This is a genomic window from Actinomycetospora sp. NBRC 106375 (genome assembly GCF_030269665.1).
Lineage (GTDB): Bacteria > Actinomycetota > Actinomycetes > Mycobacteriales > Pseudonocardiaceae > Actinomycetospora.
In genome coordinates this window covers 270,135-291,070 of the sequence record NZ_BSTS01000008.1, presented here as the reverse complement: position 1 = coordinate 291,070, position 20,936 = coordinate 270,135, and the positions used below count along the sequence as shown (strand labels likewise).

At 73.6% G+C, this 20,936-nt stretch carries 23 protein-coding genes; 12 read left to right on the top strand and 11 right to left on the bottom strand.

Features of this window, described 5'->3' with window-relative positions:
• Position 1: 1 nt before the first annotated feature.
• A complete protein-coding gene (locus QSK03_RS15870; RefSeq protein ID WP_285653797.1) occupies positions 2–1,552 on the top strand; it encodes a class I adenylate-forming enzyme family protein in 1,551 nt (516 codons plus the stop codon).
• A 118-nt stretch (positions 1,553–1,670) separates the two neighbouring features.
• Here QSK03_RS15870 and QSK03_RS15865 read toward each other — a convergent pair whose 3' ends face one another.
• The 5 genes from QSK03_RS15865 to QSK03_RS15845 form a co-directional block, all read right to left on the bottom strand.
• Positions 1,671–2,072, bottom strand: coding sequence for a type II toxin-antitoxin system VapC family toxin (locus QSK03_RS15865; RefSeq protein WP_285653795.1), 402 nt, complete (start codon positions 2,070–2,072; stop codon positions 1,671–1,673).
• The gene (locus QSK03_RS15860) at positions 2,069–2,341 is read right to left on the bottom strand and encodes a type II toxin-antitoxin system Phd/YefM family antitoxin (RefSeq protein ID WP_285653793.1); all 273 of its coding nucleotides are present in this window, start codon (positions 2,339–2,341) and stop codon (positions 2,069–2,071) included. The genes QSK03_RS15865 and QSK03_RS15860 overlap by 4 nt, the downstream gene beginning before the upstream one ends.
• Positions 2,342–2,436: 95 nt before the next feature.
• On the bottom strand, positions 2,437–2,895 hold the full coding sequence (locus QSK03_RS15855) for a MaoC/PaaZ C-terminal domain-containing protein (RefSeq protein WP_285653791.1): 459 nt from the start codon (positions 2,893–2,895) through the stop codon (positions 2,437–2,439).
• Positions 2,892–3,755, bottom strand: a complete 864-nt coding sequence (locus tag QSK03_RS15850) for an enoyl-CoA hydratase/isomerase family protein (RefSeq protein WP_285653789.1) — start codon at positions 3,753–3,755, stop codon at positions 2,892–2,894. The genes QSK03_RS15855 and QSK03_RS15850 overlap by 4 nt, the downstream gene beginning before the upstream one ends.
• Complete coding sequence (locus tag QSK03_RS15845) at positions 3,752–5,329, bottom strand: AMP-binding protein (RefSeq protein WP_285653787.1); 1,578 nt, start codon at positions 5,327–5,329, stop codon at positions 3,752–3,754. Before QSK03_RS15845 ends, QSK03_RS15850 begins: the two co-directional genes overlap by 4 nt.
• A gap of 152 nt (positions 5,330–5,481) precedes the next feature.
• On the opposite strand from QSK03_RS15845, the gene QSK03_RS15840 reads away from it, so the two are divergent.
• Complete coding sequence (locus QSK03_RS15840) at positions 5,482–6,651, top strand: cobalamin-independent methionine synthase II family protein (RefSeq protein ID WP_285653786.1); 1,170 nt, start codon at positions 5,482–5,484, stop codon at positions 6,649–6,651.
• A 38-nt stretch (positions 6,652–6,689) separates the two neighbouring features.
• Here the strand turns inward: QSK03_RS15840 and QSK03_RS15835 are convergent, their stop codons facing one another.
• Entirely contained in the window at positions 6,690–7,598 is a 909-nt protein-coding gene (locus QSK03_RS15835) for an SGNH/GDSL hydrolase family protein (RefSeq protein ID WP_285653784.1), read from the bottom strand.
• Positions 7,599–7,788: 190 nt separating this feature from the next.
• Between QSK03_RS15835 and QSK03_RS15830 the strand changes: the two genes are divergently transcribed.
• The 3 genes from QSK03_RS15830 (at position 7,789) to QSK03_RS15820 (ending at position 9,258) form a co-directional block, all read left to right on the top strand.
• Entirely contained in the window at positions 7,789–8,448 is a 660-nt protein-coding gene (locus tag QSK03_RS15830; RefSeq protein ID WP_285653783.1) for a class I SAM-dependent methyltransferase, read from the top strand.
• A 160-nt stretch (positions 8,449–8,608) separates the two neighbouring features.
• The gene (locus QSK03_RS15825) at positions 8,609–8,851 is read left to right on the top strand and encodes a hypothetical protein (protein WP_285653782.1); all 243 of its coding nucleotides are present in this window, start codon (positions 8,609–8,611) and stop codon (positions 8,849–8,851) included.
• Between the two features lie 131 nt (positions 8,852–8,982).
• Entirely contained in the window at positions 8,983–9,258 is a 276-nt protein-coding gene (locus QSK03_RS15820) for a hypothetical protein (protein WP_285653781.1), read from the top strand.
• A 37-nt stretch (positions 9,259–9,295) separates the two neighbouring features.
• Here QSK03_RS15820 and QSK03_RS15815 read toward each other — a convergent pair whose 3' ends face one another.
• From QSK03_RS15815 to QSK03_RS15800, 4 genes are read right to left on the bottom strand one after another with little or no spacing between them, the layout of a single operon-like run.
• Positions 9,296–11,542: a helicase-associated domain-containing protein gene (locus QSK03_RS15815; protein WP_285653780.1), complete on the bottom strand. Its 2,247-nt coding sequence runs from the start codon at positions 11,540–11,542 to the stop codon at positions 9,296–9,298.
• A gap of 49 nt (positions 11,543–11,591) precedes the next feature.
• A complete protein-coding gene (gene hepT, locus QSK03_RS15810; RefSeq protein ID WP_285653779.1) occupies positions 11,592–12,014 on the bottom strand; it encodes a type VII toxin-antitoxin system HepT family RNase toxin in 423 nt (140 codons plus the stop codon).
• Entirely contained in the window at positions 12,011–12,397 is a 387-nt protein-coding gene (gene mntA, locus QSK03_RS15805) for a type VII toxin-antitoxin system MntA family adenylyltransferase antitoxin (protein WP_285653778.1), read from the bottom strand. The genes hepT and mntA overlap by 4 nt, the downstream gene beginning before the upstream one ends.
• Positions 12,398–12,425: 28 nt before the next feature.
• Positions 12,426–13,280, bottom strand: a complete 855-nt coding sequence (locus tag QSK03_RS15800) for a chitosanase (RefSeq protein ID WP_285653777.1) — start codon at positions 13,278–13,280, stop codon at positions 12,426–12,428.
• A gap of 90 nt (positions 13,281–13,370) precedes the next feature.
• Between QSK03_RS15800 and QSK03_RS15795 the strand changes: the two genes are divergently transcribed.
• The 6 genes from QSK03_RS15795 to QSK03_RS15770 all read left to right on the top strand — a co-directional run bounded on the left by QSK03_RS15795 (position 13,371) and on the right by QSK03_RS15770 (position 18,455).
• Positions 13,371–14,006 (top strand): hypothetical protein, encoded by a 636-nt coding sequence (locus QSK03_RS15795; RefSeq protein ID WP_285653776.1) that lies wholly within the window; start codon positions 13,371–13,373, stop codon positions 14,004–14,006.
• Entirely contained in the window at positions 14,003–14,338 is a 336-nt protein-coding gene (locus tag QSK03_RS15790) for a hypothetical protein (RefSeq protein ID WP_285653775.1), read from the top strand. The genes QSK03_RS15795 and QSK03_RS15790 overlap by 4 nt, the downstream gene beginning before the upstream one ends.
• A gap of 7 nt (positions 14,339–14,345) precedes the next feature.
• On the top strand, positions 14,346–15,134 hold the full coding sequence (locus QSK03_RS15785) for a hypothetical protein (protein WP_285653774.1): 789 nt from the start codon (positions 14,346–14,348) through the stop codon (positions 15,132–15,134).
• A 111-nt stretch (positions 15,135–15,245) separates the two neighbouring features.
• Positions 15,246–15,968: a hypothetical protein gene (locus QSK03_RS15780; RefSeq protein ID WP_285653773.1), complete on the top strand. Its 723-nt coding sequence runs from the start codon at positions 15,246–15,248 to the stop codon at positions 15,966–15,968.
• A 2-nt stretch (positions 15,969–15,970) separates the two neighbouring features.
• A complete protein-coding gene (locus tag QSK03_RS15775; RefSeq protein WP_352232003.1) occupies positions 15,971–18,202 on the top strand; it encodes a bifunctional polysaccharide deacetylase/glycosyltransferase family 2 protein in 2,232 nt (743 codons plus the stop codon).
• A 103-nt stretch (positions 18,203–18,305) separates the two neighbouring features.
• Positions 18,306–18,455 (top strand): hypothetical protein, encoded by a 150-nt coding sequence (locus QSK03_RS15770; RefSeq protein WP_285653772.1) that lies wholly within the window; start codon positions 18,306–18,308, stop codon positions 18,453–18,455.
• 21 nt (positions 18,456–18,476) lie between these two features.
• Here QSK03_RS15770 and QSK03_RS15765 read toward each other — a convergent pair whose 3' ends face one another.
• On the bottom strand, positions 18,477–19,805 hold the full coding sequence (locus tag QSK03_RS15765; protein ID WP_285653771.1) for a UDP-glucose dehydrogenase family protein: 1,329 nt from the start codon (positions 19,803–19,805) through the stop codon (positions 18,477–18,479).
• Positions 19,806–19,954: 149 nt separating this feature from the next.
• Here QSK03_RS15765 and QSK03_RS15760 point away from each other — a divergent pair, with 149 nt between their 5' ends.
• Positions 19,955–20,914 (top strand): glycosyltransferase family 2 protein, encoded by a 960-nt coding sequence (locus tag QSK03_RS15760; RefSeq protein WP_285653769.1) that lies wholly within the window; start codon positions 19,955–19,957, stop codon positions 20,912–20,914.
• Positions 20,915–20,936: the final 22 nt, after the last annotated feature.

The following is a 20,936-nucleotide window of genomic DNA, read 5'->3' as shown; positions in this document are numbered from 1 at the left end:
CGTGGCCGAGCTCGCCCCGCACCACCGCACCCTGCTGGGCCGCGCCACGATCGGCGACCAGCTCCGCCGCCACGCCCGCGCCCAGCCGCACAAGGTCGCGTTCATCGCCTACGCCGCCGACGGCACCCGCACCGAGACCACCTACGGCGCGCTCGACGAGCGGGCCAACCGGTTCGCGCACCTCTTCACCACCCGGGGGATCGGCCGCGGCGGGCGGATCGCGTCGATGGCGCGCAACAGCGTCGACGTCGTCGCCGCCTACTACGGCGCGCTGAAGATCGGGGCGGCGTTCACGGGCGTCAACCCGCTCTACCGCGTGCCCGAGGTCGCCCACCAGCTCACGCACAGCCGGGCCGGGCTCGTGCTCGCCGAGGACGCCTTCCGCGACGTCGTCGCGGGCGCCTGTCCCGACGGCGTCGAGCAGCTCGCCTACGGCTCGGCGCTCGAGGCCGAGCTGGCGCGGCAGCCGGCCGACGAGCCCGTGGTCGAGTTGGACGAGAACGACGTCGCGCTGATCGTCTACACGTCCGGGACGGAGGCCACGCCCAAGGGCGTGCTCATCCCGCACCGCAACTACCTGGCCTCGACGGCACCCGCGTGGGGCTGGGGCCTGCAGACGGGGCCGGCGGACACGTGGCTGTTCGTCATGCCGTTCCACACCATCGCCGGACTCGGGTCGATGACGAGCCTGACGCTCATGGGCGCGACGCTCGTCCTGCCCGCGACCGCCGACCCCGCCACCGCGGTGCAGGTGATCGGGCGCGAGCGGGTCACCGTCATCGCCCAGACCCCGACCTTCTACATCGCGCTGGCCGCGCAGGACGCGTTCGGGGCGGAGACCGTCGGGCAGGTCCGGCGCTGCATGACCTACGGCGGGCAGATCCCGCCGCACGTCATCGACGCCTGGTCCGCGGCCGCGCCCGACGTCCTGTGGGGCACCTACTGGGGCCAGTCCGAGCTCTCGCAGCTGGGGACGGTCGGGTTCTTCTGCACGCTCGACGACGTCCCCGGCGGCGACCCGACGTGGATCGGCAAGCCCGTCACGCACCTGGAGATCCGCGTCGTCGACGCCGACGACCGCGACGCCGAGGTCGGCGAGCTGATCTGCCGCACGCCGTCGGTGATGCTCGGCTACCTCGACGACCCGGAGCGCACCGCCGAGGTCTTCCGCGACGGGTGGGTGCGCACCGGCGACATGGTCCGCGTCGACGCCGAGGGCAACCTGTTCTTCCACGACCGGCTCAAGGACATGATCAAGTCGGGCGGGATGAACGTGTCGTCCCAGGAGGTCGAGCGCGTCCTCTACGCCCATCCCGCGGTGGAGCGCGTCGCGGTCGTCGGGCTGCCCGACCCGTACTGGTCGGAGGCCGTCACGGCGTTCGTCGTCGTCCGCTCTGGGCACGAGCCGAGCGCCGACGAGCTCGTGGCGCACTGCAAGGCCGAGCTCGCCGTCTACAAGGTCCCGAAGGCTGTGCACCTCGTCGAGGAGCTGCCCGTCGACCCGCAGGGGAAGATCCTCAAGCGCCGGCTCCGCGACGGTGCCGCGGTCTGACGCCCGGGCGGACGAGTGGCGCACCACCGAAGCACGCGGAGAACGACGGCATGCGCGGCTCTGGATTTCCGACGGCCGAGCCGCCGCCGGGCGGCGTCCCGGATCGCTCGGAGGACGATCAGGCGGCGATGACGTGCACCAGCTGTTCCAGGCCGACGAAATCCGCGGGGTTGCGCGTGATCAGCGGGATGCCGCGTGCCCCCGCGGTCGCCGCGATCTGGAGGTCCATCCTCCGGGGACGGGGGTTGCGCCCCGACCGTCGCACCAGTGCTGCCAGGGTGCCGTAGACCCGAGCGGCCGCGAGGTCGAAAGGAACCACCGTCATCTCCCGCACCACGGCGTAGAACCGGTCGGTCCGTGCCTGGCGCTCGAGGAGGTCATCGACATCGAGCCCGAACGCCAGCTCGGCAACGGTGACCGCACTGACCACGGGTTGCGCGTCGGAGGCCGAGCTCAGATCCAGGTGCTCGAGGGCGATCAGCACCGACGTGTCGAGCAGGACGCTGCCGTCGGTGGTCATCCGTCCGCCGGGTCGTCGCCGCCGAGGATCTCGTCGGCAAGCTCGCGATCGGACTCCCACCGCGACGCGTTGATGCCGGGGAGGCCCTGGAAGAGGCGCTGCAGCTCACCGAGGGTGCGCCGCGCCTCGTCGTGGCGTCGAGCATGGGGGACGAGGTCCGCCACCGGCCTGCCGTTGCGCGTGACCGTGAAGCTCTCGCCCCGCTCCACCCGACGCATGATGGTGCCGCTGTCGTTGCGGAGCTCCCGCTGGCCGATGGTGTCGCCCATAGGGCGAAATGTAGCACCGTGGACGATTGTGCTACGCCCGCCGATGTCACCCTGGGCGATGGACACGGGCGATGTGACGATCGGTCGACAACGCATCATCCGCGGGTGAGGCCGGGTCGGTCGTGCCTGACGACCAGCGTCTTGAGCGTCGCCACGAGCACGTCGACAGCGTGCTGGTTGCGCACCGCGAAGCGGGAGGTGACCACACCGTCCTCGGGGGTCCGGGGCGTGGCGTCGAGCACCTCGGTCTCGACGTGGAGCGTGTCGCCGAGCCGGGTCGGCGCGACGAACCGCATGCGGTCCACACCGTAGAAGGCCTTCATCATCTCCGGCCGCAGCTCGACGAGGCCCAGCGCGACGGAGAACACCAGCGCGCCGTGCGCGATCCGCCCGCCGTAGCGCGCGTCGGCGGCAGCGAACTCGACATCGGTGTGGATCGGGTGCCAGTCGCCGCTGAACATCGAGAACGACACCAGGTCGGTCTCCGTGATCGTCCTCGCCCGACTCGTGTGGCGGTCGCCGACCGCGATCTCGTCGAAGTACCGGGTGATCACGTGGACTCGTCCTCGATCCGGGGACCGACGGCGACCGGACCTCCCGGGGAGAAGTCGGGTGGACGCCCCGTACGGAACGCCTCGAGCCCCTCGCGCACGGCCGGCGACCCGCTCAGGTGCGCCACGGCCACGGCCCGTTCGGCAGCGAGCGTCGCCGCGTCCGCCGGCGGCGCGGCGTCGCGGTGGAGGCGCTTCATCGCGTGCAGCGCCGCGGGGCTGTGACGGGCGAGCCGGGCGACGAGCGCCTCGACCGTCGCGTCCAGTTCCCCGGGTGGGGCGACGTGGCTGACCAGCCCCCACGCGTGCGCGGTCGCCCCGTCGACGATCTCGCCGGTGTAGAGCAGGCGCCGGGCGAGGGCGCCGGGCAGCGCGCGGGGGAGCCGCACCGATCCACCGGCACCGGGCAGCAGGCCGTACTCGAGATGCCGGTCGCCGATGCCGGCGTCGGTGGCGGCCACGGCCAGGTCGCACGCGAGCAGCAGCTCGCAGCCCCCGGCGACGGCGTGCCCGCCCACGACCGCGACGGTGACGCACGGGAGGTCGGCGAGCCGGTCCAGGGTCGCGCCGATCGCCGTGAGGTAGCTGTCGATGCCGTCGCGGTCGCCCACCAGGCCGTGGACATGGTGCAGATCGGCGCCCGCCGACAGGGTGCCGCCCGTGCCGCCGACGACGAACACCGACGCCTGCGCGTCCCTGGCGACGTCGCACGCCGCCGCGAGACCGTCGAGCACCGACGGGCTCAACGCGTTGCGGGCCCGCGGCCGGTCGATGGTCGCCCGGACGACGGCGCCGGCGGCCCTGTCGGCGCCGTCGGCGGGGTCGGCGACGTCGACGACCACGTCCCCGATCCGCGTGCTCACGGGCGTCCCACCCGGACCCCCGACCCGGCCGCCTCCCGATCCCACAGCTCACCGAGCCGGTCGCGGGCCTCGACCGCGAGCTTGTACTTCTCGACCTTCTCGCTGGGCGTCTTCGGCAGCTCCGCGCGCACCGCGAGGTAGCGCGGCACCATGTAGTACGCCATGTGCTCGACGGCGAACGCCGTCAGCTCCGCGAAGTCGATCTCGGAGCCGTGGGCTGCCACGACCCACGCCATGACGTCGTCCTCGCCGAGCTCGGAGGGCACCGGCACGGCGGCGGCCTCGTGCACCGCAGGATGGCGGCAGAGCACCGTCTCCACCTCGTAGGCCGAGATGTTCTCCCCGCGACGGCGGATCGCCTCCTTCTTGCGGTCGGCGAAGAAGAGATAGTCGTCCGCGTCGAGGTGTCCGCGGTCGCCGGTGTGGAACCACAGGTCGCGAGTGACCTCGACGGTCTCCTCGGGCATGGCGTGGTAGCCGAGCATGAACGCGCCCCGCCCGGGGCGCACACAGATCTCGCCGACGGTGCCCGCCGGCACCGGGACGTGGGTGTCGTCGACGATCTGGACGTCGACGTCGTCGCGCAGCCGCCCGGCCGAGCCCGCCTTGGCCACCGGGTCGTCGGGGCCGAGCACGGTGACCGCGGTGTTCTCGGTCATGGCGAACACCGAGGTCATGCGGATGCCGTAGCGCTCGGCGAACCCTTCGGCGAGCTCGCGGGAGCTCGGCACGCACATGGCGATGCGGACGCGGTGGTCACGGTCGCGGTCGGAGCGCGGCTGCTGCCAGATGATGTTGGCCATGGCACCGAGCGCGTTGAACACCGTCGCGCCGCTGTCCCGGATCTCGTCCCAGAAGCGCCGGGCCGAGAAGCCGGGGGAGAGGGCCACGCAGGCGTCAGCCCACAGGGCGGCGTAGATCGTGAACCACAGCGCGTTGGCGTGGAAGACCGGCAGGCAGGTGTAGAGCACGTCGTCGGGGCGGTATCCGGACCGGCGCGCCATCGCCAGCCCGACGGCGTGACCCTGGGCGTGGGGGCAGACCACCCCCTTCGACGGGCCCGTCGTCCCCGACGTGTACATGATCAGGTGTGGGTCCGACCAGGCGACCTCCCGCGCTTCGGGCGGCTCGTCGGCGGGGAGGTCGGCGAACGCGGCGAGTCGGTCCGGGCCGAGGACCTCGCGCACCGCGGGGACCTGCGCCACCGCCGCGTCGACGCGCTCGGCGGCGCTCGGCTCGGCGCACAGCAGCACCGAGTCCGACTGCGCGAGCAGGTAGACCAGCAGGTCGCCACGGGCGGCGGTGTTGAGCGGCACCGCGACGGCCCCGAGCTTGCCCAGCCCCCAGATCGCCCACAACAGCTCGGGGCGGTTGTCGAGCATCAGCGCCACGTGGTCCCCCCGGCCGACCCCCGCCCGCCGGAAACCCTCGGCGTACGAGTTGGTGAGCGCGTCCACGTCGGCGTAGGTGAAGCGCCGGTCACCGAAGAGCAGGAAGGGGCGGTCCCCGACGGTCGCGGCCTTGTGCGCGAGGACCTGCCCCACGGTCCGTTGCGGCAGGTCGTAGAAGTGCACGGACGCCTCCCCTTCCGGGTCGCGCTGCGCGCGGGGCGGCACGCGCCGCGCACGTACCGCCACGGACGGTAGGTCCCGCGGCGACGGGGGCACAAGCGTCGGCAGGACGGCCTCCGGGTGGCGACAGGGCCCGGTAGGGGGTAGGCGAGGGTATGCAGCGAAGCACCGACCGCATCCGCACGACCCAGGCCGGGAGCCTGCCCCGCCCGGAAGCGCTGCTCGGCGCTCGGGTGTCCGCCGACGTCGCGGCGGCGGTCGCCGACGTGGTCGCCGCGCAGCGCGAGGCCGGCATCGACCAGGTCGGCGACGGCGAGTACGGCAAGGAGATGACCCAGCGGGTCAACTACGGGGCCTGGTGGTCGTACTCGTTCTCCCGGCTCGGTGGCCTCGAGCTCGACGACACGCCGCCGCAGCCGGTGCCCTCGGCCTCGACGGGTCTCACGCTCGGCACCTTCGCCCAGCGGCGGGATCGGGAACGCTTCGCCGAGGTCTACGCCGATCCGGACTCGGGGGCGACGCCGAACCCGCGCGGGATCCGGCTGCCGGTCTGCCGCGGCCCGTTGACCTACGTGGGCCAGGAGCAGATCGCCGCCGACGTCGCCCGCTTCCGCGCCGCGCTCGACGCGGCCGGCCTCGACGAGGGGTTCATGACCTCGATCGGGCCGGGGAGCTGCTCGCGGATCGGCAACGAGTACTACCCCGACGACGAGAGCTTCCTCTACGCCTGCGCGGACGCGATGCGTGAGGAGTATGCCGCGATCCTCGACGCCGGACTGGTCCTACAGGTCGACGACCCGGCGATCGCGGAGAACTTCGACCAGGTGGTGCCGGAACCGTCCGTGGAGGACTACCGGCGCTACACCCGAGTGCGGATCGAGGCCCTCAACCACGCCCTGCGCGGCCTGCCGCGCGAGCGCATCCGCTTCCACCTGTGCTGGGGCAGCTGGCACGGCCCGCACACCACCGACCTGCCCCTGGCCGACCTCGCCGACCTCGTCGCCGGCGTCCACGCCGGCGCGGTCTCGTTCGAGGCCGGCAACGTGCGCCACGAGCACGAGTGGAAGGTCTGGCGCGACGTGGATCTCCCCGAGGACACGCTGCTGCTGCCCGGTGTGGTCAGCCACGCCACCAACCTCGTCGAGCACCCCGAGCTCGTCGCCGACCGCGTCGAGCGCTTCGCCGGGATCGTCGGACGCGAGCGCGTGGTCGCCTCCACCGACTGCGGCCTCGGCGGTCGGGTGCACCCGCAACTGGCCTGGGCGAAACTGCGCAGCCTGGCCGAGGGCGCCGCGATCGCGTCCCGCCGTCTCTGGCGCACCTGAGGTCGGCGAGCTGATCTACCGCGACGGTCCGAGCGCGGTCAATCGAGGCGCGCGGCGGCGAGGTCGGCCATCGCCTGCTCGCCGAGGGCGTTCGGGTGCACGACGACGGGATTGGTGCCGCCGACGACGGGCTCGATCCAGCGGGTGCCGAGCGGCTGGCAGGCGTCGTGGCCCTGCGAGGCGGGGGTGACGTCGACGAACGTGACGTCGGTGGCCTCCGCGGCGCGGCGGACGGCGTCGTTCAGGGTGGCCTCGATGTCGTTGAGGTACGGGACGTCACCGGTCGCCACCGGCATGGCCGGGTAGCAGCCCCGCTCCGCCGGGAGGATCTGCAGGTAGCCCGCGATCGCGATCCGGGCGTGCGGCGCGGCGTCCTTCACCGTCTCCAGAGCCCGCACCAGCGAGGGGTAGGTGACGTTGTTGATCGTGTCGACGAAGCGGTCGCCGTTCTGCCGCTCGCAGGGGTTGCCGGTGCCGGCCGTCGTGGCCGCCGCCGTGCCGCAGGCCTGGATCGCGCCGATGAACACCCCGCTGTCGTTGCCGCCGATCGTCATCGTGACCACGTCGGTCGACGCCGAGAGCGCCTCGACCTGCGGACGGACGCCGGGGTACTGCGACGTCGTGTAGTCCTTGGTCTCCGCGCCGCCGCAGGAGACGTCGGTGAGGTCGTAGCCCCATCGCGTCGCGAGGACGTGACCCCAGTTGCGCGCCGACTGCAGGCACTGCGGCGGCGCGCCGAGCGCGGGTGGCTGCACGCCGCTGCCCGCGCTGTAGCTGTCGCCCATGTTCACGTACTCGACGGTGCCGGACGGACCGGGTTCCCCGCCTCCGCCCCCGTGGCCGTCGCCGCCCTCCCAGGCGAGGGCGGCCGGGACGCCGAGGCCCAGCAGGCCGAGCGCGGTCACGATCACCAGCAGCGTGCGCCGCAACATCGCGGTGGTGCGCATGGAGTCCCTTCGGTGGGGCGCCTGGCGATCGGGCGCGCGTGCCCGTCCAACGATCGGGTCACGGCGCGGTCACGGGCCGTGGGTGGAGGCAGCCCTCCCAGGGCCCGAGCCGGCGTGTTCTGCGGGTGTCGGGGTACGGGGAGACGATGGTGATCGTTCGCCGCCGCCGTCGCGTCACGGAGGATCCGCCATGGGCTCACTGCCGGATTTCGACTCCGCCTACCAGGGAGAACCCCTCGCCGAGGGCGTCGCGGACGTGCCGTGGAACATCGGCGAGCCGCAGCCGGCGATCGCGGCGCTCGTCGAGGCCGGGTGGGTGCGCTCCCCGGTGCTGGACGCCGGCTGCGGGATCGGCGCCACCGTCCTGGACCTCGCCGCCCGCGGCTACGAGGTCGTCGGCCTCGACGCCGCGTCGGCGGCCGTCGACCAGGCCCGGGCGGCGATCCGCGACCGCGGGCTGAGCGCGGAGGTCGAGGTCGCCGACATCAGCGACTTCACCGGGTACGACGGGCGCTTCGCGACGGTCGTCGATTCGACGCTGTTCCACTCGATGCCGGTGAACCGCCGCGCGGGCTACCTCGCCGCGATCGCCCGGGCCTCCCAGCCGGGCGCGGTGCTGCACGTCCTCGTGTTCGACGTGACCGCGCCCTTCCCCGATGACGTCCGCCCGAACGCCGTGAGCGCCGAGGAGCTGCGCGAGGCGGTCGCCCCGTTCTGGACGGTCGACATGATCCGGCCGTCGGCGATCCACGCGTACACCCCGCCTGAGTGGGGCCCCGACCTGCCGCTGGACGGCGACGGACGGCGCATGCTGCCCGCCCACCTGCTCACCGCCCATCTGCCGTCCTGAGTCGCGCTTCGCGACGGAATCGTGATGCCGCCTGGTCCTGGCGAGTGGTCGAGCGTCCTAGGGTCGAGCTGACCGGTCACTTCGGGTGATCGGACGGGGGCCGGCGTCCCGTGCTGCTCCCGGAGCGGGCGTGGGGGCGGCCGTGTCGACACTGGGGTGGGTGCTCGTCGGTCTGGGCGTGTGGCTGGCCGTCGCGGTCGTCGTCGCCCTCGTCCTGGCCCGCCTCATGTGCGAGGACCGTCCGACCGCCCTGGAGCTGCTGGACACGCATCGGCGGCTGGGGGACGAGAGGTCGCCGCCGGAGGAGCCCGAGGAGCCCGACGCCGACGTACCCACCCAACGCGACGGCGCCCATGACGATGCCGAGACGGCGGACCGTCGGGGGGAGGGCACCCGAGGCTGATCGCGCCAGGGTCGGCGCCCCCCGGGACGTCTGTCCGCCGGGCGGCCACGCTCGTACTCTCGGCCGTGGACCTGGGGAGGGCGGCAGGTGCTGGGGCCCGTCTCGCGGGTCGAGCCGGGTGGGGGGCGGCGATGTCGATCGTGGGGTGGGTGCTGGTCGGGCTGGGCGGTTGGTTGGTCGTCTCTGTCGCGGTGGCCTTCGTCGTCGCGCGCCTCGCGGGGCCGGACGTCCCGATCGCCGGCCGGAGCGTTACGGTCGAGGGTGACGACATGGGTGACGGCCCGCGCGAGTCGTTCCGTGTCCCGGGGAACACGTCGCGCGGCGCCGACCCGGACGTGCCCGCGCCGCGCGACGACGCCCACGACGGCGCGGAAGCGGCGGACCAGCGGCCGGACGGGTTCGGGTGAGGAGGATCCCGGCTCGGCGTCGACACGTCGGCGCTGCTCACGGCGGTGGGGCGACGTCCCGGATGTTGGCGACGGTGAACTCGCGCTCGTCCTGACGCAGATGGCACCAGGCGATGAGCCAGCGGTGGAGCAGCTGGACGGGCGTGACGACCCGGTGCGAGATCGTGCCGTTGCGGTCGCTGTAGGTGATCAGGACGTCGTGCTCGTGGTCGACCGCGTCGGCGAGGAGGTCGAGCTCGGCGCCGTCGAGGGACGGGTTCAGCTCGCCGAGCTCCACGGCGGTCGGGGAGCTGACCAGATGGTGACCGACGCCGGCCTCGAGGAGCTGCGCCGCGAGTGTCTCGGGCGCCAGCGACTCCCGGGTGGGTCGCCGGTCGGCGTCGGCGACGCGGACCTCGGCACGGTCGACGACGACGGCCCCGGTGGCGTCCTCCCGCACCGGGAGGTATCCGGCCCCGCGCAGGGCTGCCATCACCTTCCCGGGTTCGGACGCGCTGGCCAGCACCGTCGGCGCGAGCCGGGTGAGCCCCAGGGTCCGCAGGGCGCGGGCGCGCAGGACCTCCTCGGCCAGCGGCTCGTCGAGGACCAGGCAGGCGGCGGCCGGGCGTACCCGCACATGGCCGTGGCGGCGGGCGACGTCACCGACGAGGTACTCCAGCGGCTGGGGCAGGGCACGCGCGGACAGTCCCCGGAGGCCCGCCAGCAGACCGTCGGCGTCCCACCCCGCGTCGAGGGCGGCGCGGACGCTGGCCGGGGAGAAGCGATAGGTCGTCGCCGACCCGCGGGACTCGGGCTCGGCGGCGTCCGTCAGCAGCGCGCTCACCGCGGCGCTCGGGCGCCCCGAGACGACGGCGGTCAGGTCGGACTGCAGGACGACCTCGCAGGACGCGTCGACGAGGTGCTCCGCGACGCGCGCCGCCACGTCCCCGCCGGCGACCAGGGCGTGCCCGAGCGGGCTCACGGCATCCCCGACGACCACCCCGAGTAGCTCGGCCTCGCGACCGGTCGCGGTGACGGTCGCGGCGAGCGCAGCCTCGTCGTCCCCGTGCGCGGGGCAGAACCACGCGAGCTCGCGCTCGGTCGCCCGCATGGACCGGCCGCCGGCGGCGGTGAGCCACGTCCGGCGCACGTCACCGGACGTGGTCGGGACGGGCAGGGGCGGCGCGATCTCCTTGCCGTCGATCCTGCGCGCCCCGGGGACGTGGTCGAGGCCGAACCACGACGATGCCAGGCGGGCCCAGCGGCGGGAGGCGTCGTCCTCGCGCCACGGGGCGTAGGCAGCGGTGGGCGTGTACCCGTCGTCGGTGCGGCCGAGCAGGCCGGCGTCCGCGGCGAGGTCGATGACCAGCGCCACGGTGTGGTCGTCGCCGAGATCGAGCCGCTTGACCAGCCGGGAGCGCTCCCGCGTGCCGACCCCGCCCGACTTGAGCCCCGGGATCGGTGCGGCCTGCGCGGCGTCCAGGACGACGGTGACCAGGTCGAGGAACTGCTGCGCGGCGGCCACCGCGCCCTCGGCGGCCCGCTCGCCCCCGTCGGCCGGGGCCGGCAGCTCCGGCATCCCCCGCAGCTGCGTGTGCCCGACCCAGACCGCGACAGCGACCTCGAGGGGGATGTGGGCGACGCGCCCCTCGAGGACGAGGAAGCCGGCGTCGAGCAGGTGACGGTCCTCCGGGCTGATGTGCTGAGCCAGGGCATCGTGGCGGCAGAGCTCGACGAGCCGCCCGCGCGTTGCGGGCGGCAGGGCGGCGATCCGGCCCCGCAACAGACCCGGGTCTGCCCACGCGTCGTGCAGCGCCCCGGTGATCTCGGCCTTGCGGAGGCCGGTGACGTCGAGGTCGTGCGCGACGGCGACCCGGCGCAGCTCGTCGGCGACCACGTGCCGGGCGAGGCGCGCGATCGGTTCGTCGCCGGCGACCTCGGCGCGCCAGTGTTCCGCGAGCGGCTCGGGGAGCCGAAGGCGCGTGCCGTCGGGCCAGGCCAGCCCGGCGCCCATCAGGACGTCGACCGGCCGGCGGACCACCTCGAGGTCGGCCTCGAACCATGCGGCGACCGCGTCGACCGTCGCCCGGGCATCCAGCAGGGCCAGCGCCCGTCCCACCTCGACGGTGTCCCGGTCGAGGCGCCGCAGCGCCGCGACCAGCGAGGCGCGCCCGGCGAGGCGGTCGGCGAGGCGGCCCAGGTCGCGGGGGACGGGCTCCGCGCACACGTCCGGGCGGCGGCGCAGCAGGTCGACCAACGCCGGTTCGTCGAGCGCGGCGAGGTGGTCGGCGAGTCCGGTCCCCACGACCGGGAAGTCTGGCGCGCGGCCGTCGGCGACCCGTGGCCGGGTTCTGTCAGACGAGGTCGCGGAGCGCGCCGAGGAACGCACGCAGGTCGTCGGGGCCGCTCCGTGCGATGGCGTGGACCCGCTGCAGGTCGAGGCGCCCGTAGGCGTGGACGAGCAGGTTGCGGAACGCCGCGGCGCGCCCCAGGCGTGCTCCGAGCTCGGGATCGAGGAGGCCGGCGTCAGCGAGGAGCCGGAAGGCGTCCCCGTAGGTCGGCGGGCTTCCGAGGCCGAGTCGCACGGAGGTCGCGGCGGCCAGGTCGATGACGACCTGGATCGCCTGCCAGAGGTGGAGGACGACGGTGTCGGTCGCCGACGTCATCGGGCGGAGTTCGGCCGGGTCGTCGGGGAGGTGGTCGGCGACGCGGTCGAGGTGGGCGAGGACGGTCGCGCTGCGTTCGGCGAGGAGCTCGCCGTCGATGGCCCGACTCATCCGAGAGAGGAGAGGACGTCGGACTGCGCGGCGCGGATGACCGGCCCGGCGTCGCACCAGAACGTCACCGCGTCGAGGCGGAACTCGAGGAAGGCGTCCTGGCGGCGCTCGAGGAGGAGCACGCCGTCGCGAGCCGCACGGAAGCGCAGCAGCGCGCTGGCCCGCCGCAGGTCGACGAGGTCGACGGCGTCGGTGCCGAGGGTCTCGGTGAGGACAGCGAGGAGCGCGACAGGGTCGAAGCCGTCGTCGGCGAGACAAGCGAGGTCCCAGTCCGAGCCGGGCCCCGCGTCGCCGCGGGCGCGCGAGCCGTGGAGGAGCAGGACGTCGAGCCCGGCCGTGGCCGGATGTCCGTCGAGGGCCGAAGCGATCTCGACGATCTCCATGGGGCGCACCGTACCGCGATGCTGCTGGTCAGACCTGGAAGCTCTGTCCGGCGAAGGTCCACGAGATCGGGGTGGCGAGGTCGAAGCGCTGCTGGTCGATGAGGGCTTCGAGGGTGTCGACGCGGGGCAGCGACTCCTGCCAGACCTCGGCGGTCTCCTCGTAGGCGGGGTGCTCGAGGTGCTGTCGGCGGACCTCGAGGAAGCGTCGCAGCCAGGCGGGGGCGTCGGCGGCCTGCGGACCGGTCTCGGTCATCAGGGCGGGGAGGTCGTCGGGTCCGGTGCCGACGCCGTGCTGGATGCCGGTGTCGAGCAGGCAGAGCTGGCCGAGGGCGGTGGTGACACCGGCCGCGCGGGCGCGGTCCATGGCGGGCCGGAAGTAGAGGTCGTCGTAGACGGCGTCCTGGGCCTGGTTGAGCCGGGGGTCGGTCTGTGAGGTCGAGCGCCAGACCTCTTCGAAGCCGCCGAGGCCCTTGGTGCTCGATCCGTCGTTGCCGTCCTGGACCTGCCGGTCGATGGTCCGCAGCGCCGGGAGGTACTTGCTGAGCGGGGTCGGGCCACCGGCGATCTGTTCGTAGCGCTGCACGACCAGCAGGAGGTCGTGGGTGCCGCTGGTGAACCCGGCGCGGCCGGCGGTGATGCCGCGGCCGTCGTCGAGGCGCTGCGCGGCGGCGTAGGGCAGCTCGACCGTGGAGTTCTCGAAGGTGCTGATGACGGCCTCGGCGACGTGGCGGCGCGCGGGGTCGGTGAGGTCCTTCGGCCCGGGCGCGGCGGCGACCGTCGGGCTGCTGCACCCGGCGAGCACGGTCCATCCCGCCGCCGTGGCACCGAGGGCGCCCAGGGTGAGGAACCCTCGTCGCGGCAGGACGGGTCGATCACGAAGCACCGCGCGACTCTAGAGGTTCTCCCGTTCGGCCCCTCCGCGATCGGTCGCCGTGTCACGCTCCGAGCGGGTGCGCTGGGGGAGGTGGGGCACGTGGACGAGCGACGCTGGGGCTTCGCCGGGCTGGACGACGCGGAGTTCGCGGAGTTCGCCCGCAGCGGCCCGCCCACCGTGCCGCCGCCGGCACGGCCCTCCGAGATCGTCGTCGTGACCCTCGGCCCGGCCGGGCAGCTCGAGAACGTCGCGGTGGCCGACGACTGGCGCGAGTCGGTGGACCCCCGCCGGCTCGGCGCCGAGGTCGTCGCGGCGGCCGGGCGGGCGGTGGCGCGCAGGCTCGAGGAGAACCTCCGTGCGGCGCCGCCACCTGCGCCGTCGGGCGTGCCCGATCTGGCGCCCTGGCGGGGCTCGCTGGAGCGGCTGCTCGCCGACGTCGCCAGGGACGTCGCCCATGTCTCGGAGGCGACCCGGGTGCCGAGGGTCGCGACGCGCGCGAGCGCGGCACACCACGTCACCGCGACGGCCCACCACGGCGTCGTCACCGACGTCACCGTCGACATCACCTGGGCCCGCGGCGCCTCCGCCCGCGGGATCGAGATCGAGGTCGGCGAGGTGCTCGCCGGCGTCTGCGGCGCGGCCGACGCACGCCCGATGCACCCGGCGACCGTGGCGCTCCAGCAGCTCGCAGCCGATCCGGAACGGCTCGTCCGGCTGGCCGGGATGCGGCCGTGACCGGCCCGGACAACGGCGGCATCGACGTCGAGCTCGCGGCGCTGCGCGCCGACGCGGAGGTGTGGCGGGCCGGCATCGCGGCGCTCGAACAGCCACGCCGCGAGCTGGCGCTGGCGCTCGTCGAGCCCGCGGCGTTCTCGATGTGGGCGGTCGACGCCGGGGTCGATCGGACCTACGAGGACGTCCGCGCCCGGATGGGCCGGCTGATCGACCAGGGCAGTGCCGCCTTCCGCGCGATCGCCGACGCGCTGGGCGCCGCCGCCGACGTCTACGAGCGCGAGGACGCGGCCGGCGCGCACGGGTTCGACGCCCTGCGGCCCGGCGGCGGGTGAGCGGGCGATGACCGTGGTCGACGACGTCCGCGCCCAGGTGGACGATCTCGAGCAGAAGCTGCGGGAGTTCTTCGCCGCCGCCGAGGAGACCCTGGCCGCCGCCGCGTCCGCACCCGTCCCCGTGGGCGGGCCGGTCCTCCTCTCGCCCGAGCTCATGGACGCGGTGCGCGACGGCCTCCGGCGCGTGCGGGCGGAGATGCAGTCGGTGCTCGACCGGTTCGGTCAGTTCCTCGACCAGCCCGGCGACCCCGAGCGGCTCCGACAGGCCGCGGCGGGCTGGTCGGTGGTCGCCGACGCCCTGAGTGACGCGGGCGGCAAGCTCGGCCTCGACCAGATGCGGACGAACATCGAGTGGGAGGGCGGCGGCGCGGAGGCGTACAAGGCGATGGTGCCCCGCCAGGGCGAGCAGCTCAGCACGATGACCGCGCAGAGCCAGGCGCTCTCGACCTCGCTGCACGGCCTCGCCGACCAGATCGAGTCGTTCTGGCTCGCGCTCGGCGCCGCCGCCGCGCTGATGGTCATCGCCGTCGTCACCGCGATCGTCGGCGCGGCCACCGTGGTCGGCATCCCCGCCGCGTGCGGCGCGATCCTCGTGGCGGTCGGTGGCGCCGCGACCCTGATCCTCACGGCGGTGCAGCAGATGAACACACTGACCGACCGCATCGCCACCGAGCAGCGCGCCATGGGACAGGCGCTGCGCGACATCGGCACTGCGTGGCCGATGCCGAACGCGGCCGCCATGGCCGACGCGAGCGTCACCGACGGCGACGCTGCGGAGTGGCGGCCGAACCGGTGACCGGTATTCACTACTTCGGGTGACACCGATGCCGTAGCGATGACCACCCTCCGTGGCGATGGCTGATCAGGGGATCCATTTCGTGGTTCCGGAGTCACAGGGGGAACGGTCATGGACGCTGCCGAGCGGGAGAAGGTCGCCACGGCGCCGGTGTTCGTCGACGCGAGCGGGCGCCGCCGGCGCGGGCTCTCGGTGCTGGGCTACCTCGGCGCCTCAGCGTCGGTCGCCTACCTGGCCGCCTTCGGCCTCACCGTCACCTCGACCGGCGGCACCATCGACGCCGCCACGGGCGTGCCGCTGACGCCGAGCCCCCTGATCGACGAGGGCGACGACGACGACGGCGGCGTCGACGTCCCGGCCGACACCGTCGTCGCGGCGACCCCGGCGCACCCCCGCGTCACCGACGCAGCGGTCACCCGGCCGGCGGCCCGGCACGCGAGCCGCAGCGAGACGCCGCGCCACGCCGCGACGAGCAGCGAGACGCCGCGCCACGCCGCAACGAGCAGCGGGCGGCCGCGCCACCGCCCAGCGAGCAGCGTGCGTCACCGTGCGGCCGAGCCGACGGCCGCTCCCGTAGTGCACCGCGTGACGCGCTCGTCGCTGGTCGCCGTCCGCGTCGTCACGCACACGTCGCGACCCGTGGTGGTCTCCTCGCCCACCGGCGGGCACCACCGCGTGTGGGACGACCTCGACACGCACCGCCAGCGGCACCACCACCGCCACCACGCGCCGCGGCACGCGGCGCCCACGGCGGCGGGCACCCACACCACCACGTCGTCCGGCGGCTCGTCCCTCGGCGCCGCGGGCTCCGACATTCTCCCGATGGGAGCCTGACCGTGGCCCGTCACGCCGCCCGTCGCGGCCGCGACCTCCGGTCCGCCCAGCGCGCACCCCGCACCCGGCGCCCCTGGCTGCCGCGCCGCGGCGTCGTGCTCGTCGTGATCGCGCTGACGATGTTCGGCTGCCTGCTGCTGGTCGACGGGCTGGCGCGCTCGCAGGTCGGCGTCGACGCCGGCGGGGCGGTGCCGGAGGTCGACGCGACCGACGGCGTCCCGCCCGCCATCACCGACGGCGGTCCCGTCATCGACGCGCGCGGTGCGAACCCGACGAGCGCCCGGATGCCCGCGAAGACGGTCGCGCTGACCTTCGACGACGGCCCCGACCCCACCTGGACCCCGCGGGTCCTCGAGGTGCTGCAGCGCCACCACGTGCCGGCGACGTTCTTCGTCGTGGGCTCGAACGCCGCGCGCCACCCCGAGCTGCTGCGCGAGATCCGCGCCGCCGGCTCCGAGGTCGGCCTGCACACGTTCACCCACCCCGACCTGTCCGACGCGTCGGGTCTGCGTATCGACCGCGAGCTCTCCGAGACCCAGCTCGTGCTGGCCGGGGCGCTGGGGGAGTCGAGCTACCTGCTGCGCCCGCCGTACTCGTCGACGGCGAACGCGGTCACCCTCGACGCGCTGCACTCCTTCCAGGCCGCCGGGGCCGACGGCTACGTCACCGTGCTGTCCGACACCGACAGCCGCGACTGGGAGCGCCCCGGGGTCGACGCGATCGTGCGCAACGCCGTGCCGGCGAACGGCGCGGGCGGGGTCGTGCTGATGCACGACGCCGGCGGGGACCGCTCGCAGACCGTCGCTGCGCTCGACCGTCTGATCCCCGAGATGCAGGCGCAGGGCTACCGCTTCGCCACCGCGGAGACGGCGGTCGGGCTGCCCGCCGACAACCGGGCCGTGTCGGCCGGCGCGCACCTCGCCGGCGCCACGCTGATCGGGCTGGTGGCGGTGGCCGGGGTCGTCGTCGACGCCCTGACCTGGCTGCTGGTCATCGTGGGCGTGCTGGTGGTGATCCGGCTGGTGCTGATGCTGGTGGTCGCCGTGCGGCACCACCGCCGGCGGCATGCGCCCGGCTTCTCGTGGGGCCCGCCGGTGACCGCACCGGTCTCGGTGATCGTCCCGGCCTACAACGAGAAGGAGAACATCGCAGCGACCGTGCGATCGCTGGTCGCGAGCGAGCACCCGGTCGAGGTGCTGGTGGTCGACGACGGCAGCACCGACGGCACCGCGGAGATCGTGGAGGCGCTGCGGCTGCGGAACGTGCGCGTGATCCGCCAGGAGAACAGCGGCAAGCCCGCTGCGCTCAACGCCGGCATCGCGCACGCGCGCCACGACCTGATCGTCATGATCGACGGGGACACGGTGCTGGAGCCGTCGACCGTGGGACGGCTGGTGCAGCCGTTCGGGGATCCGAGCGTGGGCGCCGTGGCGGGGAACGCGAAGGTCGCGTCCCGGCGGGGCCTGCTCGGGCGCTGGCAGCACATCGAGTACGTGATGGGCTTCAACGTCGACCGCCGCGTCTACGACGTGCTGCGCTGCATGCCCACGATCCCGGGCGCGGTCGGCGCGTTCCGCCGCCAGGTCCTGCTGCAGGTCGGCGGCGTCAGCGACGACACCCTCGCCGAGGACACCGACCTGACGATGGCGATCTGCCGGTCCGGGTGGCGCGTGGTCTACGAGGACTCGGCGCGGGCCTGGACCGAGGCGCCGGCGACGCTGGGCCAGCTGTGGCGCCAGCGCTACCGCTGGAGCTACGGGACGATGCAGTCGATGTGGAAGCACCGCCGCGCGGTGGTGGAGTCCGGTGCCTCGGGCCGGTTCGGCCGCGTCGGGCTGGCGCACCTCGCGGTGTTCCAGGTGCTGCTGCCGCTGCTGGCGCCGCTCGTCGACATCTTCCTGGTCTACGGGCTGCTCTTCCTCGACCCGGTGACGACGCTCGTGATGTGGTCGTCGGTGCTGGCCGTCCAGGTCGTGGCCGCGATCATCGCCTTCCGGCTCGAGCGGGAGAAGCTCGGCGTGCTGGTGTTCCTGCCGCTGCAGCAGATCGTCTATCGGCAGCTGATGTACGCGGTGCTGATCCGCTCGATGGTCACCGCACTCGGCGGGATCCGGCTCGGGTGGCAGAAGCTGCGGCGTGTGGGTGGGCTGGACGAGCTCCTGGCGCAGAACCCGATGCCGCCGAGCGCTCCGGCGCCGTCCGGGAGCCGTCTGGTGGTCCTCAGCCGCCGCTGACCGACCCGGAATGGACACGGAGCGTCGTGGGTGTTGGCTGGGCGGACACCCACGAGGTCAGGAGTCAGCCATGCGTCGAGGTCGGAGCATTTCGTTGGGGGCCGTGGTCTACCTGATCGTCGGGCTGGTCGTGGCCCTGTCCAACGGCTACGGGATCACCGATCTCTCGTCGCTGCTGTCGTTCCTCCTCGCGTTGTTCCTGTGGCCGCTCGTGCTGCTGGGGATCAGCCTGCACGTGAGCCTCGGGGTCTGAGCCTCGTCGTCGGTCCGGACCTCAGGAACCGGGCCGGCGCCGTCCGAGAGCGTGCACGGTGAACCCGGCGCGGTCGAGGACGTCGGCGTCGAGGATGTTGCGGGTGTCGACGACGACCGGCTGCGCCACGAGCTGGGCCAGGTCGGACCAGGGGAGCGTGCGGAACCCCGGCCACTCGGTGAGCACGACGAGGGCGTCGGCGTTCTTCGCGACGACGGCGGGATCGTCGACGACCTCGATGCCGGCGAGCTCGGGTGCCTCCGAGTCCGGCGAGACCGCGGGGTCGTACCCGACGAGCTCGGCTCCGGCCTGCCGCAGCAGGGCGGCGACGGCGATGGCGGGGGAGTCGCGCAGGTCGTCGGTCCCCGCCTTGAAGGTGAGGCCGAGCAGGCCGAGGCGGGTGCGCGACAGCGACCCCGTGCGTGACCCGGTCACGGCCAGCCGGACCTTGTCGACCATCCGCTGGCGCTGCCGCAGGTTGGTCTCGATCGACGCGCGGAGCAGGCGGAACTCGAAGTCGACGACATCGGCGACCTGGAGCAGCGCGTGGGTGTCCTTGGGCAGGCACGACCCGCCCCACCCCGGGCCGGGGGTGAGGAAGGACTGACCGATGCGGTGGTCGTAGCCCATGCCCTCGGTGACGTCGTCGATGTCGGCGCCGACCCTCTCGCACAGCTCGGCCAGCGCGTTGACGTAGGACAGCTTCACGGCGAGGAAGCAGTTGGCCGCGTACTTCACGAGCTCAGCACTCGCGGCGTCCGTCAGCACCGTGGGGGTGCCGAGGCGGGAGTAGAGCGCCGCCACCCGTTCCGCCGCGTCCTGGGCGTCGCCGCCGACGACGATGCGGTCCGGGTTGAGGAAGTCGCGCACGGCCGAGCCCTCGCGCAGGAACTCCGGGTTGCTGACGACCGCGACGTCGTCGCGGCCGATGATCTCGGCGGTACGGCGGGCGGTGCCGACCGGGACCGTGGACTTGTTGACCACGACCATTCCCGGTGGGAGCACGTCGCGGACGTTCTCGAGGACGCTCTCCACGGTGGACAGGTCGGCGACCCCGCCCACGCCCATCGGCGTCGGCAGGCACAGGAACACCAGCTCGGCCGGCCCGTCGGGATCGTCGAGGGCCGCCTCGGCGCCCACCACGAAGGACAGGCGTCCCGCGGCGAGCCCGGTGGTGACGAGCTCGCCGAGGCCTGGCTCCAGGAGCTCGACCTCGCCCCGGCTCAGCGCCTCGACCTTGGCGACGTCGATGTCCGCGCACACCACCGAGTGGCCGAGGGAGGCCAGGCACGCGCCGGTGGTCAACCCTACGTAGCCCGTGCCGATGACACGCACGTGACGAGCGAACATCCGGCTCTCCTGGGGCCGCCGTGCAAGACGGTGAGAATGGTGGCAGCGCGAGCGTCCCGTGTCGGTCGTCAAGAGTGACGATTCAATGCCCGGCACCACCTGAGATCGTGGTGTGGTCCGCGACGTGATGGGCCGCCTGGAGGTCTTTCGTGACAAGCCCCGTCCTTTCGCTTGTCATGCCCACTCGGAATCGTCCGGAACTGCTCGAACGGGCGTTGCGCTCGGTCATCACCGCGATGGCCCCGGTGGCCGAGCACGTCGAGGTCACCGTCTCCGACGGCTCGGACACCGACGCCAGCGGGCGCGTGGTGGAGCGTCTGCTCACGGACTGGCCGGGCGGGCACACCTACGTCTGGAATCGTCCGGCTTTGGCAATGATCGAGAACATGAACCTCGCGGCCGGGCTGGCCGGCGGCGAATGGGTCCAGCAGCTCGACGACGACGATCTCATGCTGCCCACGTCCGGACAGTTCATGATCGACGGCCTCCGCCGCATGCCTTCCCGCGAGCAGGTCGTGGTCTTCGGGGCCCACATCGTGGACGTCGACGGGGTCAAACGACGCGAGCAGACCTTCGAACGCGAGCAGTACCTGCCCCCCGGAGAGGCGCTGCGTCGGCTTCTCCGCAACTCGTCCTTCGTGCGGGAACCGATGGTCGTCGTCCGCAGAACGGCACTCGCCGCGGCGGGCATGTTCGAGCCCGAGGTGGGCGACGCGGCCGACACGGACATGTGGGTCAGGCTGTTGTCCCGCTACGGCGCGCGGTGCATGCCCGTCGCCACCTGCGCCTACACGATCCACGAGGCCGCGGCGACCATGGGCATGTGGAACCCGCGCACGATCGATGTGCTCGACGGCATCTTCGACCGGGCCGTCGCCACCGGTGTCGTCTCCGAGCGTGAGGTGCGCCGCTGGGAGGCCGACTACATGCATCAATTCATTCTGGCCGGTGCCTATCGCCGGCTGCGAAAAGGGCGGCTCGCCGAGGCCAGAGATGTGCTTCGGCTGTTCCGGCTACCAACGGTCAGGGCGCTCGGCCCGTCGCCCAAGTGGTTGCCGGTCCGGCTCGCGTTTACGACCGCGGCCGCCATCCCTCTCCGGACGACCTAGCATCGCTCGGCGACGAGGGAGG